This is a genomic window from Mangrovicoccus ximenensis, from assembly GCF_003056725.1.
Classification (GTDB): Bacteria; Pseudomonadota; Alphaproteobacteria; order Rhodobacterales; family Rhodobacteraceae; genus Mangrovicoccus; species Mangrovicoccus ximenensis.
The window spans coordinates 805,025-819,597 of sequence record NZ_QBKZ01000015.1; the positions used below are offsets into that span (position 1 = coordinate 805,025).

Annotated in this window: 11 protein-coding genes and 3 pseudogenes; 9 read left to right on the plus strand and 5 right to left on the minus strand. The window is 68.8% G+C overall.

All coding sequences use genetic code 11. From position 1 onward, the window contains the following. The first annotated feature begins 93 nt into the window (after positions 1 to 93). Positions 94 to 450: a hypothetical protein gene (locus C7T91_RS19950; RefSeq protein WP_108260735.1), complete on the plus strand. Its 357-nt coding sequence runs from the start codon at positions 94 to 96 to the stop codon at positions 448 to 450. A gap of 7 nt (positions 451 to 457) precedes the next feature. On the opposite strand, the pseudogene C7T91_RS19955 reads toward C7T91_RS19950, so the two are convergent. Both C7T91_RS19955 and C7T91_RS32775 read right to left on the minus strand, forming a co-directional pair. After that, positions 458 to 679: pseudogene (locus C7T91_RS19955) on the minus strand (IS256 family transposase); the annotation flags it as partial. Between the two features lie 40 nt (positions 680 to 719). Then, positions 720 to 920: pseudogene (locus C7T91_RS32775) on the minus strand (IS3 family transposase); the annotation flags it as partial. A gap of 179 nt (positions 921 to 1,099) precedes the next feature. On the opposite strand from C7T91_RS32775, the gene C7T91_RS19965 reads away from it, so the two are divergent. The 6 genes and pseudogenes from C7T91_RS19965 to C7T91_RS39730 form a co-directional block, all read left to right on the plus strand. Further along, positions 1,100 to 2,563, plus strand: coding sequence for an aldo/keto reductase (locus C7T91_RS19965; protein WP_108260737.1), 1,464 nt, complete (start codon positions 1,100 to 1,102; stop codon positions 2,561 to 2,563). 162 nt (positions 2,564 to 2,725) lie between these two features. Further along, complete coding sequence (locus C7T91_RS19970) at positions 2,726 to 4,891, plus strand: hypothetical protein (RefSeq protein ID WP_108260738.1); 2,166 nt, start codon at positions 2,726 to 2,728, stop codon at positions 4,889 to 4,891. Positions 4,892 to 4,967: 76 nt separating this feature from the next. Further along, positions 4,968 to 6,758, plus strand: a complete 1,791-nt coding sequence (locus C7T91_RS19975; protein ID WP_108260739.1) for a UvrD-helicase domain-containing protein — start codon at positions 4,968 to 4,970, stop codon at positions 6,756 to 6,758. A gap of 268 nt (positions 6,759 to 7,026) precedes the next feature. Continuing rightward, positions 7,027 to 8,364 carry a nucleotide sugar dehydrogenase gene (locus tag C7T91_RS19980; RefSeq protein WP_108260740.1) on the plus strand — a complete coding sequence of 446 codons (1,338 nt, stop codon included), beginning with the start codon at positions 7,027 to 7,029 and terminating at the stop codon, positions 8,362 to 8,364. 45 nt (positions 8,365 to 8,409) lie between these two features. After that, positions 8,410 to 10,023, plus strand: coding sequence for a hypothetical protein (locus C7T91_RS40425; protein ID WP_456237850.1), 1,614 nt, complete (start codon positions 8,410 to 8,412; stop codon positions 10,021 to 10,023). A 171-nt stretch (positions 10,024 to 10,194) separates the two neighbouring features. Next, positions 10,195 to 10,302 (plus strand): annotated as a pseudogene (locus C7T91_RS39730) (IS5/IS1182 family transposase); the annotation flags it as partial. 243 nt (positions 10,303 to 10,545) lie between these two features. On the opposite strand, the gene C7T91_RS20000 reads toward C7T91_RS39730, so the two are convergent. From C7T91_RS20000 to C7T91_RS20010, 3 genes are all read right to left on the minus strand, one after another. Beyond that, complete coding sequence (locus C7T91_RS20000; RefSeq protein ID WP_108260744.1) at positions 10,546 to 11,061, minus strand: chemotaxis protein CheD; 516 nt, start codon at positions 11,059 to 11,061, stop codon at positions 10,546 to 10,548. A 15-nt stretch (positions 11,062 to 11,076) separates the two neighbouring features. Continuing rightward, a complete protein-coding gene (locus C7T91_RS20005; RefSeq protein ID WP_108260832.1) occupies positions 11,077 to 12,117 on the minus strand; it encodes a protein-glutamate methylesterase/protein-glutamine glutaminase in 1,041 nt (346 codons plus the stop codon). A gap of 151 nt (positions 12,118 to 12,268) precedes the next feature. Next, the gene (locus C7T91_RS20010; protein WP_108260745.1) at positions 12,269 to 12,535 is read right to left on the minus strand and encodes a DUF2312 domain-containing protein; all 267 of its coding nucleotides are present in this window, start codon (positions 12,533 to 12,535) and stop codon (positions 12,269 to 12,271) included. A 97-nt stretch (positions 12,536 to 12,632) separates the two neighbouring features. On the opposite strand from C7T91_RS20010, the gene C7T91_RS20015 reads away from it, so the two are divergent. Both C7T91_RS20015 and C7T91_RS40430 read left to right on the plus strand, forming a co-directional pair. Further along, positions 12,633 to 12,848, plus strand: coding sequence for a hypothetical protein (locus tag C7T91_RS20015; RefSeq protein ID WP_108260746.1), 216 nt, complete (start codon positions 12,633 to 12,635; stop codon positions 12,846 to 12,848). Between the two features lie 394 nt (positions 12,849 to 13,242). Beyond that, entirely contained in the window at positions 13,243 to 14,283 is a 1,041-nt protein-coding gene (locus tag C7T91_RS40430; RefSeq protein WP_456237851.1) for an IS110 family transposase, read from the plus strand. Positions 14,284 to 14,573: the final 290 nt, after the last annotated feature.

The window sequence follows — 14,573 nt, forward strand, 5'->3', positions numbered from 1 at the left end:
TCTTTGCCTGCCCTTGAGGCAGCAGGAAAATCCCGCCCCGGGCCTCGACCCGGGGCCTCCCCGCCGCTAGCGTCCCGGCGAGGGAGTATGCCGATGAGCCATGCGAATGACGAACAGGAAGCCTTCTGGAACAAGGGACCGGGCCAGCGCTGGGTGGAGTTCCAGCCCGATCTCGACCTGCTGCATGGAAGGGTGACGGATCTTCTGCTGGCCGAGGCCGCGCCGCGTCCGGGGATGCGCGTGCTCGACATCGGCTGCGGCGCCGGGGCGTCGAGCTTCGCGGCGGCCGGGGCCGTCGGGGCGAAAGCAAAAAAACGACAGAAGACGCCTCTCAACGTCCAGCACGCACCGAGTTTGCCGGAGGCCGATCTGCTGCACTTTGATGCATGTCCCGCCGACATCGCGCAGCGGAGATATGCGCCGAAACGAGGTATACGTGAAAGTTGGTGACGCTTGATCAGGCGGCAGCTTGAAGGTGGCAGACGCCGTCGCGGAACTCAACCCCGCTTATGATCTCCGGCAGGCGGTTCCGGCCGTCTAGCTTCCGCCATTGCTTCTGCGCCGACATCATCAGGCGGAAGGCCATCGCGAGCCCGGTCTTGCGGCTGAGGCAGCCCTTGGTGCGTTTCGTCCGGTGCCGGACGGTGGCAAACGTGCTCTCGATCGGGTTCGAAGTCCGGCTGACCTTGCCCCCGGATCCCTGACTGGGGTGATATTCACTATGCGGCCATCGCGGCGGCCATGTCGATCCTCGCCTGCTCGGGCGTGCGATATCCGATGCTGGAGTGGCGGCGCTGCCGGTTGTAGAAGATGGCGATGTACTCGAACAGCGCCGCTTTGGCCTCGCGGCGGGACCGGAACCTGGTGCGGTGGACGAGCTCGGTCTTCAAGGAGCCGAAGAAGCTCTCCATTGGGGCGTTCTGCGCCTTCGGATAATCCCCCGGATCATCCGATCCGCTGGCGCGGACCANCATGTCCTTGACTGCCGCCAGGTAGAGCCACCCTTCGTCCCTGCTCGGCGAGGCCGGGACGCTGCGCGCGCCGCTGCGCCGCGCCGCCCGCCGCGACACTGCAAAGATTTCCCAAGGACAGAAGACCAATGCCTGACATGCCCGACCGCTTCGCGCTGGCCCCCGGCCTCGAGATCTCCCGCCTCGTCTGCGGCCTCTGGCAGGTCGCGGATCTTGAGAAGGACGGCGCCACGCTCGACCCTGTGGCGGCCGCGGACAAGCTGGCCGCCTATGCCGCCGCGGGCTTCGACAGCTTCGACATGGCGGACCATTACGGCTCGGCAGAGCTGATCACCGGCGAGCTGATCTCGCGCCAGCCCGAAGGCAGCCCGGTGCGCGCCTTCACCAAATGGTGCCCGGAACCCGGCCCGATGACGCCCGACATCGTCCGGGCGGGCGTGCAGGAGCGGCTGGACCGGCTGCGCGCGGAGAAGGTCGATCTCCTGCAATTCCACTGGTGGAGCTTCGAGGATCCGCGCTGGCTCGACGCGCTGCACGAGATGGAGAAGCTGCGCGAAGAGGGGCTGATCGGCGCCATCGGCGTCACCAATTTCGACGCGGCGCATCTGGAGATCGCGCTGGAGGAAGGCATCGGCATCGTCTCCAACCAGGTGAGCTTCTCGCTGGTGGACCGCCGCGCCGCCGGGGCCCTTTCGGAGCTTTGCGCGCGGACCGGCGTGAAGCTGCTGGCCTATGGCACGCTCTCCGGCGGCTTCCTGTCGGAGCGCTGGCTGGGCAAGGCCGAACCCGCGGAGATTCCCGACTGGAGCCGGATGAAGTACAAGCGCTTCATCGACGCCGCGGGCGGCTGGGACGTCTTCCAGGAGCTGCTGGCCACGGCCCACGGGATCGCGGAGAAGCACGGCGTGTCGCTGTCGAATGTCGCCAGCCGCTGGGTGCTGGAGCATGGCGCCGTCGCCGCCACCATCATCGGCGCACGGATCACCGAGGCCGAGCACCGTGCCGACAACCTCAATGTCTTCGGCTTCGCGCTGGATGCCGGCGACCACGCGGCGCTGGAGGCCGTCTTCGCGAAGATGGCCCCGGTCCCCGGCGATTGCGGCGACGAATACCGCAAGCCGCCCTTCCTGACTGCCTCGGGCGACCTGTCGCACCATCTCGACGCGATCCCGCCGGTGCATCCGGCGACGCCCGACGCGGCGCTGCCGGACCGCGCGCGGGTCTTCACCGGCTCGGCCTGGGAACCCGTCGCGGGCTATTGCCGGGCGATCCGCGTCGGCAACCGCATCCTCGTGTCGGGCACCACCGCGACCCATGGCCAGGACCACGCCGTTGCGCCCGGCAATGCCGGCGCCCAGACCACCTATGTGCTCGACAAGATCCTCGCCGCGATCCGCACCCATGGCGGCGGCCCCGAGCATGTCGTGCGCACCCGCGTCTACCTGACCGACGCCGCCGATTGCGAGGCCGTCTCCCGCGCCCATGGCCGCGTCTTCGGCAGCATCTGCCCGGCCAACACGCTCCTCGAAGTCGCGCGCCTGATCGGCCCCTACAAGGTCGAGATCGAAGCCGAGGCCGTCCTGCCCGGCTGACCCCCTGCCCCGCCCCGCCCGCGCCGCCGATGGCGCTTGCGCGGGGCGGGAACCGGTCCTAACGTAAGGTCATTGCGAGTGCCCGCCGCCCCGGATTCCTCCGGGGCGCTGCCGTTTCCGAGCGCATTTCCAGACCCGCATTTCCCGGAAGGACCCGGAGCCATGCCGCAAGACGCTCTCCCCGACATCCCGCCCGATTTCGACGGCGACACCCCGGTCTTCGTGATCGGCCTGGCGATGGCCGGCGCCATCTCGGCGGGCGCCTATACCGCCGGGGTCGTGGACTACCTGTTCCGCGCGATGCGTGCCCATAACCGCCGCGTCGGCACCGAAGGCGGGCCGCGCCACAAGGTGATGGTCAAGGCGATCAGCGGCACCTCGGCCGGGGGCACCACCGCCGGCCTGATCGTCGCGAGCCTGCTCGATGCCGGGGGCGAAGACAGCGACGCCTGGGACAGCCCGAAGACCGACACCGTCCCGGTCACCGGCGACGGCACGGCGAGCTTCGGCTATGTGCTGGGCCCGGTCTACGAGGTCTGGGTGCGGCAGCTGCGCTTCTACGGCCAGGGCACCGGCCTGCTGGCCGAGGACGACCTGGGCAAGACCCCGCCGGTGCTGATCGACCGCACCTCGCTGGCGCCCGAAGCCGACCTGCCGCTGCTGTCGCTGCTCAACGGCAGCTATCTCGATGCCGTCGCCACCGGGGCGATCGACGGCATCAGCTCCTGGACCGCGGAGACCGCCGGCTACAGCTTCATGTCGGGCGAGCTTGACCTGTTCCTGACCACCACCGCGATGAACGGGGTCAGCAACCAGATCGGCTTCGGCGGCGAGCAGAACTTCAACATGACCCAGCATTCGCTGGTCCGCCATTTCCGCATCCCGCGGCTCGGCGCGGGGATCGCGCTGTCTTCGCCCTGGCTCGAGGACTGGGACGATGTCGGCATCGCGCTCGATCCGGAAAGCTCGGTCGGCGGGCGGATCCCGTTCAGCGACAAGGACTATGCCGGCGAGTGGAAGAAATTCACCGTCGCCTCGATCGCCACCGGCGCCTTCCCCTTCGCCCTGCCCGCGCGCTACATCCTGTCGGCCGCGGCCGAGCTGGGCGCCCGCTCGGACACCCAGCCGCGGCGCGGCGGCGCGCTGCCCGTGGACATCACCGAAGGCAGCGACATCCCGCGGATCTTTCCCGAGGACGTCGCCCCGGACAGCCCCGCCCCCTATGTCGCGGTCGATGGCGGCACGATCAACAACGAGCCCTTCGAATATGCCCGCTTCGCCATCCGCAAGCGCGGCGCGAAACCCAACCAGCTGCGCGAGAACCCGCGCGGCCGCCAAGACGCCAACCGCGCGGTGATCATGATCGACCCCTTCCCCGACATGGAGAAATACATGCCGCTCCAGCCCGAGGCGGCGACCAAGCTCTCGGGGCTCCTGGCGATCGGCTCGAAGCTCCTGTCGGTGGTCATCGCCCAGGCGCGGTTCAAGCCGACCGAGCTGCTCCTGGCCTCCGACAGCGGCATCCATTCTCGCTTCATCATCTCGCCGGTGCGCAAGGTCGCGGAGGACACCTATCTGACCGGCGGCAATGCCATGGCCTGCGGCTCGCTCAACGGCTTCGGCGGCTTCCTCGACGAGAGCTTCCGCAAGCACGACTTCCTGCTCGGCCAGCGCAACTGCAAGCGCTTCCTCGAAAAGCACTTCACCCTCGATCCGTCGAACCCGGTGATGGGCGGCGGCAGCGCCCAAGCGATCATCGACCCCGGCCCGATGCCGGACATTCCCGACCCCGCCTGGCCCGGCATCGGCGACAAGGCGCTGAAGCCGATCTTCGCGCAGGGGAACTCGCGGCTGACCAAGGTGGTCAACCGGGTGATCGACCTGACGCCACTGAACGCCACGGCGCGGACGCTGGGCAAATGGCTGTGGATCCCGGTCTGGCGCGGCGGCATCATCGGCACGGTCGAGGGCACGGTGCTCAGCGAATTGCTGCTGCGCGGGCTCTACCGGAACACCGATCTCGACCACGTGCTGCGCAAGGCGCGGCTGCTCGACAAGGGCGGGTCGCAGGCCCAGTTCGAGGCCGCCCGCGCCGTCGCCATCGCGCTGATGCAGCGCGGCACCAAATACGTCACCCCCGGCGCGCTGCGCAAGCTGATGAAGACCGCCCGCAACGAAGCCACCGTGCTGGAAACCCTGCCCTCCGAAAGCCGGATCGGCGATTTCCTCGACACGCTCTACGAGGCCGGGCTGGCCGACCGGCGGCGGAGCCCGGTCTTCGGCAGCCCCTGGCTGCGCAAGGAATACCGGTACGACTTCCCGACGTGATGCGGCCCCGAATAAGTTCCCTTTATGTTCCGACTGCCCTATGCTGGAGGCGAGGCAGACGAGGCAGGGGCAGATCATGGAGCAGGCGATCGGAGAGGCCGCGGCGCGGCCGGGCTATCTGGACAAGCTGAACGCCGAGCAGCGCCGCGCGGCGGAATTCGGCGTGGCCCCCGGCCAGGTCGCACCGCCCCTGCTGGTGATCGCGGGGGCCGGCACCGGCAAGACCGCGACCCTGGCGCACCGGGTGGCGCATCTGCTGGTCAACGGCGCCGATCCGCAGCGCATCCTGCTGATGACATTTTCGCGCCGCGCGGCCGCCGAGCTGGCACGGCGCGTCGAGCGGATTACCGAAGAAGCACTGGGCCACGGCATCGGCGCGGCGGCGCTGACCTGGGCGGGGACCTTCCACGGCATCGGCGCGCGGCTCCTGCGCGAGCAGGCCCAGGCGATCGGCCTCGATCCGGATTTCACCATCCATGACCGCGAGGACAGCGCGGATCTGATGAATCTCTGCCGCCACGCGCTCGGCTTCTCGAAGTCCGAGACGCGCTTTCCGGCCAAGGGCACCTGCCTCGCGATCTATTCGCGGGCGGTCAATGCGGGCGAGCCGCTCGGCGAGGTGCTGCGCGACCGCTTTCCCTGGTGCACGATGTGGCAGGACGAGCTGAAGCGCCTCTTCGCCGCCTATGTCCGCGCCAAGCAGGAACAGAACGTGCTCGACTACGACGACCTGCTGCTGGCCTGGGCGCAGGTCATGTCGGACCCGGATTTCGCCGCGCATCTCGGCGCCGCCTGGGATCATGTCCTGATCGACGAATACCAGGACACCAACCGGCTGCAGGCGCGGATCCTCGCCGCGCTGAAGCCCGACGGGCGCGGCCTGACCGTGGTCGGCGACGACGCCCAGTCGATCTATGCCTTCCGCGCCGCCACCGTCCGCAACATCCTCGATTTCCCCGCCGCCTACGATCCGCCTGCCGAGGTGATCGCGCTGGAGCGCAACTACCGCTCGACCCGGCCGATCCTCGACGCCGCCAACGCAGTCATCGGGCTGGCGCGCGAAGGCCATGCCAAGACGCTCTGGACCAGCCGGGACTCTGCCGAGCTGCCGCGGCTGGTCACGGTCGCGGGCGAGGCCGAGCAGGCGCGGATGGTCGCCTCGGACGTGCTGGCGGCGCGCGAGGAAAGCCTGCGGCTGAAGGACCAGGCGGTGCTGTTCCGCACCGCCTCGCATTCGCTGCAGCTCGAGGCCGAACTGACCCGCCGCAACATCCCCTACGTGAAATTCGGCGGGCTGAAATTCCTCGACACCGCGCATGTGAAGGACCTGATGTCGGTGCTGCGCTTCGCCCGCAACCCGCGCGACCGCGTGGCGGGGTTCCGCGTGCTGCAGCTGATCCCCGGCATCGGCCCGGTCGCCGCCGCGCGCATCCTCGACGCGATCGGCATTGCCGCCGACCCGCTGGTGCTGGAGGTCGACGGCCTCGGCGGCGACGACACCATCGACGGCGGCGCGCTGGAGGCGGGTTCGATCGCGCTGAAGGCCGATGGCGGCGCGGGCGACGACCTGCTGATCGGCGGCGCCGGGGATGACCTGCTCGACGGGGGCGAGGGCAATGACGTGATGGCCGGCGGCCTCGGCGCGGATACCTTCGTCTTCGCCGACGGCCAGGACACGGTCACCGATTTCGAGAACGGCACCGACGTGATCGACCTCCAGCTTGCAGGCCACGGCGGATGGAGCGCCATCCTTGCGATCGCGCTCCAGCAGGGCGGCGACACGGTGATCGATTTCGGCGCGGGCAATGTCCTCACACTCGAAGACTTCCACATCGGCGATCTCGACCAGAGCGACTTCCTGTTCTGACCGCGCACCCGGAAGCGCCGGACCTCCCGGCGCCTCCGCACGGTCCGGAACGCGGCGTGCCCGGCCCGGGCCGCCGCAAAACCGCTGCGGGCCTTGGGGGCCTCCGGGCCCCGCCGCGGGCCCAGCCTGGCAGGCTCCGGGACCCGGGGAATGCGCCTCGCGGCGCCGGCGTCGCGGGGGCGGGCCGCAATGAGGCTGTCCAACCCGGAAAATTGTGTTAGGCCGGCAACGACTTCCCGCCGAGGAAGGGCTGACAAGAGTATTCCGGATGTCCGAAAGCCTGAGCGACGCGCTGATTGCGAAACTTGACTCCCGTGAAGCCGTCATGGGCGTTGTCGGACTTGGCTATGTCGGTTTGCCGCTCTGCCTGGCTGCGGCGGCGCGGGGCCTGGCCGTCCTCGGATTCGACATCGACGAGGAGAAGCCGCGCCGCATCGCCGCCGGCGACAGCTACCTGAAGCATATCGCCTCGGCCGATCTCGCCGCCGCCACCGGCAGCGGGCGGTTCACGGCCACCTGCGATTTCGCCCGCCTGTCCGAGCCCGACATCCTGGTGATCTGCGTGCCGACCCCGCTGTCGCGCCACCAGGAGCCCGACCTGTCCTTCGTGCGGAACACCGCCAGGGCGATCGCCGAGACGTTGCGGCCGGGACAGCTCGTGGTGCTCGAAAGCACCTCCTATCCCGGCACCACCGACGAGGTGGTGCGCCCGATCCTCGAGGCCTCCGGGCTGGCCTGCGGCACGGATTTCTTCCTCGCCTTCTCGCCCGAGCGCGAGGATCCGGGCAATGCCGCCTTCACCACGGCCTCGATCCCCAAGGTGGTGGGGGCCGACGACGCCGCCTCGCGCGCGGCTGCCACGGCCTTCTATGCCGCGGTGGTCGAGCAGGTCGTGCCGACCTCCAGCACGCGGGCCGCGGAGGCGACCAAGCTGACCGAGAACATCTTCCGCTCGGTCAATATCGCGCTGATGAACGAGCTGAAGACGATTTTCGAACCGATGGACGTGGACATCTGGGAGGTGATCGAAGCGGCCAAGACAAAGCCCTTCGGCTTCATGCCCTTCTACCCGGGCCCGGGGCTCGGCGGCCACTGCATTCCGATCGACCCGTTCTACCTGAGCTGGAAGGCCCGGGAATTCGACATGCGCACCCGGTTCATCGAGCTGGCCGGCGAGATCAATTCCTCGATGCCGCACCGCGTGGTCAACCGGATGGCCCTGGCCATGGACCAGCGCCTGAACAAGGGACTCAACGGTGCGCGCATCCTCGTGCTGGGCGCGGCCTACAAGAAGAATGTCGACGACATGCGCGAGAGCTCGGCGCTGAAGATCATGGTGCTGCTCGAGGCGCGCGGCGCCGTGGTCGACTACCACGATCCGCATGTGCCCGGCATCCCGCGGACCCGCGAGCATCCGCAGCTTGCCGGTCGCAGCAGCGTGCCCTGGGCGCGGGGGCTGGCCGGGCAATACGATGCCTGCCTGATCGTGACCGACCATGACTGCGTCGACTATGCCGGGCTGCTCGAGGATGCGCAGCTGGTCGTCGACACCCGCAATGTCTGCCGGCGTTCCGGGGCGGACGGGGACAATCTCGTCCTCGCCTGATCCGGAGCGGGGGGAGCCCATGACCCGAGGGAGGCCGGAGGCCAGATGACCCAGCCCGAGCCCGCAAGGACGCGGCGGCGCATCGCCTTCTACGCGCCGATGAAGCCGCCGGACCATCCCTCGCCCTCGGGCGACCGCCAGGTGGCGCGCAACCTGATGGCGGCGCTCGCGATGGCCGGGCACGAGGTGGAGCTGGCCTCGGGGCTGCAGACCTATCTGCGCGACCCCGGCGACAGCGACACCCACCATCTGCACCTGGAGGCCGCGAAGCGCGAGAGCGCGCGGCTCGATGCGCTCTGGAGCACCGGGGGCGCGCCCGATCTCTGGGTGTCCTACCATCCCTACCACAAGTCCCCGGATCTGATCGGACCCGGCCTCTGCCGCCGCCACGGGGTGCCGTGGATCACCGTCGAGGCCTCGCAATCCGCCCGCCGCTCGGTCGGCTGCTGGGCCGATTTCCAGGAGCGGGCGCTCGATGCCGTGCGCGGCGCGCGGATCAACATCTGCTTCACCCGCCGCGACATGAAGGGCCTGCTCGAGACCGACCCGTCGATCCGGGTCGCGCATCTGCCGCCCTTCATCGACACGGCGCCGTTCCGCGAGGCCGCGCCCGCGCCGATCCCCGGGCATCTGGTGACGGTCGCGATGATGCGCGAGGGCGACAAGCTCGACAGCTACGCCATGCTCGCCGAGGCGCTGCGGCTGCTGCCCGGTTCCGGCTGGCAGCTCAGCCATCGGGCCGGGACCGGGGACGCCGCGATGGGCAACTCCGGGCGGCAATGGCGGACGCGCCCATGGAAATCGCCGGTCCTTCCCGGCGACTGCACGCAATTGCCTGCCGGCAGCGGGTCCACGCCGGACCGGCTCAAGAGCAGTCCCGCGGTCGATGCGATGCGCATGGCGCTGCAGAACCGGAAGCTGGCACCGGGGCCGATCTGCCGCTCCGATCTCGGAATCCAATATGCCAGCGGCAATTGCCGGCAGCTTCCCGATGCCTGGAAGGCAGCTGCCTCGATGAGACGCAAGGGTGATTGCCTCGAGTTCAAGCTGGTCCCCACCGGAGGATCGGATGATCCGGGGGAACCCCGGGGATCATTCGAAGGCGCAGACCGCGCCGATGGAGAGCGCCCTCGGATCGCTGAAGGCCGAGCTGGTGCACCGCACCAGGTTCCGGTCCCGCCGCGGGGCCAAGGCGGCGCTGTTCGACTGCATTGCGATCTTCTGCAATCGCCGCCGCCGCCACTCGATCATGGGACATCGCACGCCCGAGCCGACACGGATCGACATGGCCGCCAAGATGGCCGCAGTGTGAATATCTGCCCCGGTCCGGGATCCGGGGGCAAAGGCACACAGCCGCCGCCAGCGCTGCAAGACCCACCTTGCGACGGACACGGCAGCAGACGGTATCCGGGCGGTGGATGTCACCTCCGGCCGCGAGGGCGGCAGCCCCATTCGCCGGAGAAACGGCGCCCGGATCGTTTCCTGATCCCGCTCCTTCCCGGATCTTCTCGACCGGATACCGGCGGAAGAGAAGATCGGCACCGTCACCGGCGCGTCGCCAGCCAATGCGGCACCGGTCCAAGGACCGCTTCCACCAGGCGCTTCTGGCGCGCAGAGGCAAGGGGCTCGGGCAGGCCTTCGGACCGTCGGCAGCCATGACCTGGCTCCGGAACCGCAGGAACGGCCGCTGCCGGAAGGCGGACTGCCCTGCCGCCCCGGCCCGCAGCGACATCCCTAGGTCTCCCCGGTGCCTCGTCCGCGTTCTCCGGACTTTCGCGGCGCCACTGGCGCCCCGGTTCCGGTTCGCGCTGCAAGCGATCGTCGGTCCGCCATGTCCGGAGCAGGATCGGGGCAAGGATGCGGTGCTCGAGAGCCTTCGGCGAGCGGATCGCCTCGACGGACCTCGGCAGCCGAACCGCCGAACTCCGCATCCGGGTCATTCGCGGCTGCGCTCGGACCGGGGACGCTTGCCGCAAAGTCGCGAACCGCGTCAACGCCCCGGCGCCGCCGGGATCGCGCGCGCGGCCGGAGCCAAATCCACGGAGAGGGCATCGCATCTTGAGGCCCACTTCAACAACAATGCCATACGGACCGGCCAACGCATCACGCGAGGAACAACACGGTGCCCGCGGGAGGAGGACTCGGGCCAGCCGGAGCCTTGGCAGGACACAGGTACCGGGGTCAGAACAACTCGATGTCGCTGGGCTTCGGCTTCGGGACGACGACCGGCGCCTCCTTGATCACGGTATCCATGAATTTCTGGCGCGCCTTGCCGCTGTGCGGCCAGAACTGGATGCGGCGTCCGGAATTGCCGCCGGTGCTTTCGCCGACGCAGGTGATCTTCTCGGCCGTCAGGAACCGCATCACGAAATCGCGGTTGCGCGCGCCGATATCCGAAAGCCCCGCAACCATGCGCCCGCCGCCGAAGACCTTGGCCTCGAGCCGCGAGCGGTCCGCACCGATCTTGATCAGCCCGTTGATCAGCAGTTCCATCGCATTGACCCCGAAGCTGGCCCCGGTCGCCGCGCCGCCGGTCTCCTCGGGCAGAAGGATGTGGTTCATGCCGCCGACATGGTTGCGCGGGTCGTGCAGGCAGACCGCGACGCAGGAGCCGAGCAACGTCGTGATCATGTGCTCGGCATCGCTGCCGACGGCATACTCCCCCTGATTTATGTGCTGGGTGCGGGGTCCCGTCATCGGCGCTTCCTTGGATCAGACGGTCTGCAGACCGGGTTGCGTACATAGGTCCAGAATGGCGGGCGCGATCCGCCGGAGCGGCACGGCACGCTCTGCCCCGCCATTCTCCAGCGCGACGCGGGGCATGCCGAAGACGGTGCAACTGTCCTCGTCCTGGGCAAGGGTGCGGGCCCCGCCGCGGCGCAGTTCCAGCATGCCCTTCGCGCCGTCCGAGCCCATGCCGGTCAGGATCGCCGCGACGACGCGCTTCGCGAGCGGCACGGCCGAGGCATAGAGCACGTCGACCGAGGGCCGGTGTCCGGAGACCTTGTCCTGCGGGTCGAGGCGGCAGCACGGGCCCGCGCGGGCATCGATGGCCAGGTGGTGCGGACCGCCCGGGGCGACATAGACCACGCCCTCGCGCAGCGGCGCGCCGTCTGAGGCCAGCCGCACTTCGGGCGCAGCCATGGTGTTGAGCCGGGCGGTGAAGCTCTTGAGGAATTCGGCCGGCATGTGCTGGGTGATCAGCGTCGGCGGGCAGTTCGCGGGAAAGCCGCCGACCACCTGTTCCAGCGCATCGACGCCTCCGGTCGAGGAGCCGATCAGGACGATGCGGTTGCGGTTGCTGAACGTGTTGCCTGCGCCTGCATCCTGGATCCGCGGCTGCGCCAGCCGCGCCGCGGCGGCCATGCGGATCAGGCCGGGCAGCCGCTGCAGCGTGCCGTCGGTCGACAGCGTCGGCGTCTTGCCGAGGCAGTCGACGGCGCCGATCGACAGCGCCTCCACCGCGGCCTGCGCGCCGCGCCGGGTCAGCGACGAGAACATCAGCACCGGCATCGGCCTGAGCCGCATGATCTTTTCGAGGAATTCGAGCCCGTTCATGTGCGGCATCTCGATATCGAGGATCAGCACATCGGGATTGATCGTCTTGATCATCACCCGCGCCTGGTAGGGATGCTCGGCCTCGCCGACCAGATCGAGGTCGCGGTGGCGGGCGAGTTCGAGGCCGACCAGACGGCGGATCGTGGCCGAGTCGTCGACGATGGCAACGCGGATGGGCTGTCTTGCGTCCTTCATGCCGGGGCCTGCCTCCACCAGGAAACGGATTGCGGCGCGCCCGGCAGGCACGCCTCCGCTCCGGTGCTACCGGGCCAACGCAAAGAAAGTCTTTACGGAAGGACGATCATCGGGCCGGAGACCGCCGCAGGGCGGCCCCGGCCGGAGGCGCTCAGGACATGCCGAGCGCTTCCATGTAGAGTTCCAGCACCGCCTCTTCCTCGGCGATGTCGTCGCGGTCGCGCTTGCGCAGCGAGATGATCTTGCGCATGACCTTGGTGTCGTAGCCGCGCCCCTTGGCTTCGGCCATGACTTCCTTGATCTGCTCCGCGATGTCCTTCTTCTCGGCTTCGAGCCGCTCGACGCGTTCGACAAACTGGCGCAGCTCGGCCGCAGTGACGCGGAACTGGTCGCTTTTCTGGTCTTCTTGGATATCCATGGGGCTCCCCTGATCTCAGGCCCCGCGTCGTAAGCGCTCGCCCGCGCCCATGCAAGGCCCGCTTGCCTTCGCGGACGGGGCAAAGTAGGGCAAGGGCATGGAAGCGCTTATCTGGATCGGAGCCGCAGTATCGCTCTGCGGGCTCGGCGGGCTGATCGCCTGCATCGTCATGGCAATGAAGGCCCGTTCGGCGGGCCTCGACGACGCGGCGCTGCGCGCGCGGCTCAAGCAGATCGTGACGCTGAATTTCGCGGCATTGATGATTTCCGCCTTCGGCCTGATGGCCGTGGTCGCCGGGATCATGCTGGCCTGACGGCCGCCCCGCACCTGCCCTTTTCCGCTGACGGCCGCCCGGCCCGCCGCCATCGCGCGCGCGGTCCGGCTCGGCATCTGCGCCAGACGGACCGGAGCGATTCGAATCACCCCTTCGGGCAGCGCGCCCTTCGGACGGCAGCGGCACCGCATTCCCCCTGCGCAAGGCGGCCATGCGCATGGCGCCGCAGGCCGGCTGGCAGCAGACGCCCGCCCCCCTTCCAGTGGCGCCCCCTTCGCACGATGCTTTCCATGGCGTTGCAGCGGCAACTCCCGGCCACGACGGCACCGCCCGCGGCGCCGGGACATGGTGTGATTGCGGCGGTCGCTCCCCGATGGCGAGCGAGGTCAGATATCCTCAGCCACACATGGAAACCGCCGGAAGGCGAAAGACCATGAAGCACTATGCCGGGCTCGACGTATCCCTCAAGGAAATCTCGATCTGTGTCGTCGGCGAAACCGGGGCCGTCCAAGCCCGGAAGACCGTTGCCTGCGATCCTGCCGCCGTGACAAGGTTTTTCGCAGGGAAGCGGATCGCACCGGTCCTCGCCATTCACGAAAGCGGCCAGCTGTCGATCTGGCTGCAGCGATCGCTGAGCGATCTGGGCCTGGCCGTGACCTGCGTGGATGCGAGGGGTGCCCACAAGGTCCTGTCCGCGCGGCTGAACAAATCCGATGCCGCCGATGCCGAGAGGCTGGCCCAGCTCGCACGGACCGGCTGGATCATGCCTGTCCATGTCCGCAGCCTTGATGCGGACCGGCTCCGGACGCTGATCGGGGCCCGCGACCGGCTGCTCCGTCTGCGCAATGATCCCGAACGCCATGTCCGTGGTATCCTGAAGACCGCTCGCATCCGGATGACCGGCATTCACCAGGGCAGGCTCCGGCAATCGTTCCGCGATCAGCTGGCGGAGGCCGCCAGCCGCGAACCGGTCTTCGGCGTGATCGGCCTGCGGCTTCATGACAGTCCACGCCACGCTGTGCTCGGCCGTTGCCGCGATCGACAAGGACCTGCGCGACCTCGCCAAGGGGTCGGAGCCGGCCCGGCGCCTGATGACCGTTCCCGGTGCCGGAGCGATTGTCGCGCTCAACTTCACCGCCGTCGTGGACAGGGCCGACCGGTTCGGCAGGTCCGCAAGCATCGGCGCATTCCCCGGCCTCACCCCCGCCGATACCAGTCCGGAGAGACAGATTGTCAGGGGCGCATATCGAAATGCGGGGATGCCGCGATGCGCAGCCTGCTGTTCGAGGCCGCCACGTCGCTGATGTGCCGGGTGAAACGGTTCCCGCCGCTCAAGGCATGGGCGCTCCGGCTGGCCGCGCGCAAGGGCGCCAAGCGGGCCAGGGTTGCCGTCGCCCGCAAGATCGCCGTGCTGATGCCGACGCTCTGGAAAACGGGCGCGGACTTCCGATGGACTGCGGAGGCTGCAGCCTGAAGACACGTTGAAATACTTGGCCGAGCGACGGCCAGGCCAAGATGTCCCGACGGGACGGGGGCATGATCGATCTCGCTGAGGTGGTTTGGGCACCGGATTTCAACCGGGGACCCAGCCCGCGGGGACCCAGCCCGCGACATCTGAGACGGTCCGCCACCGGACGCCATCATGAGGCGCGCATACGCCCGACCTCGGAGAGAACCATGACCCCCGAAGGACAGATCAGACCTCCGCTTGACAAAGCCGCAACCAGAGAACCACCTCTGGGCACCGTCCGGAAAGGCAAGACG

Coding starts and splice junctions, on each gene's coding strand:
- C7T91_RS40430 (WP_456237851.1), top strand. CDS start 13,243: ATGAAGCACTATGCCGGGCTCGACGTATCCCTCAAGGAAATCTCGATC.
- C7T91_RS20000 (WP_108260744.1), bottom strand. CDS start 11,061: ATGACGGGACCCCGCACCCAGCACATAAATCAGGGGGAGTATGCCGTC.
- C7T91_RS20010 (WP_108260745.1), bottom strand. CDS start 12,535: ATGGATATCCAAGAAGACCAGAAAAGCGACCAGTTCCGCGTCACTGCG.
- C7T91_RS40425 (WP_456237850.1), top strand. CDS start 8,410: ATGACCCAGCCCGAGCCCGCAAGGACGCGGCGGCGCATCGCCTTCTAC.
- C7T91_RS19975 (WP_108260739.1), top strand. CDS start 4,968: ATGGAGCAGGCGATCGGAGAGGCCGCGGCGCGGCCGGGCTATCTGGAC.
- C7T91_RS19980 (WP_108260740.1), top strand. CDS start 7,027: ATGTCCGAAAGCCTGAGCGACGCGCTGATTGCGAAACTTGACTCCCGT.
- C7T91_RS19965 (WP_108260737.1), top strand. CDS start 1,100: ATGCCTGACATGCCCGACCGCTTCGCGCTGGCCCCCGGCCTCGAGATC.
- C7T91_RS20005 (WP_108260832.1), bottom strand. CDS start 12,117: ATGAAGGACGCAAGACAGCCCATCCGCGTTGCCATCGTCGACGACTCG.
- C7T91_RS20015 (WP_108260746.1), top strand. CDS start 12,633: ATGGAAGCGCTTATCTGGATCGGAGCCGCAGTATCGCTCTGCGGGCTC.
- C7T91_RS19950 (WP_108260735.1), top strand. CDS start 94: ATGAGCCATGCGAATGACGAACAGGAAGCCTTCTGGAACAAGGGACCG.
- C7T91_RS19970 (WP_108260738.1), top strand. CDS start 2,726: ATGCCGCAAGACGCTCTCCCCGACATCCCGCCCGATTTCGACGGCGAC.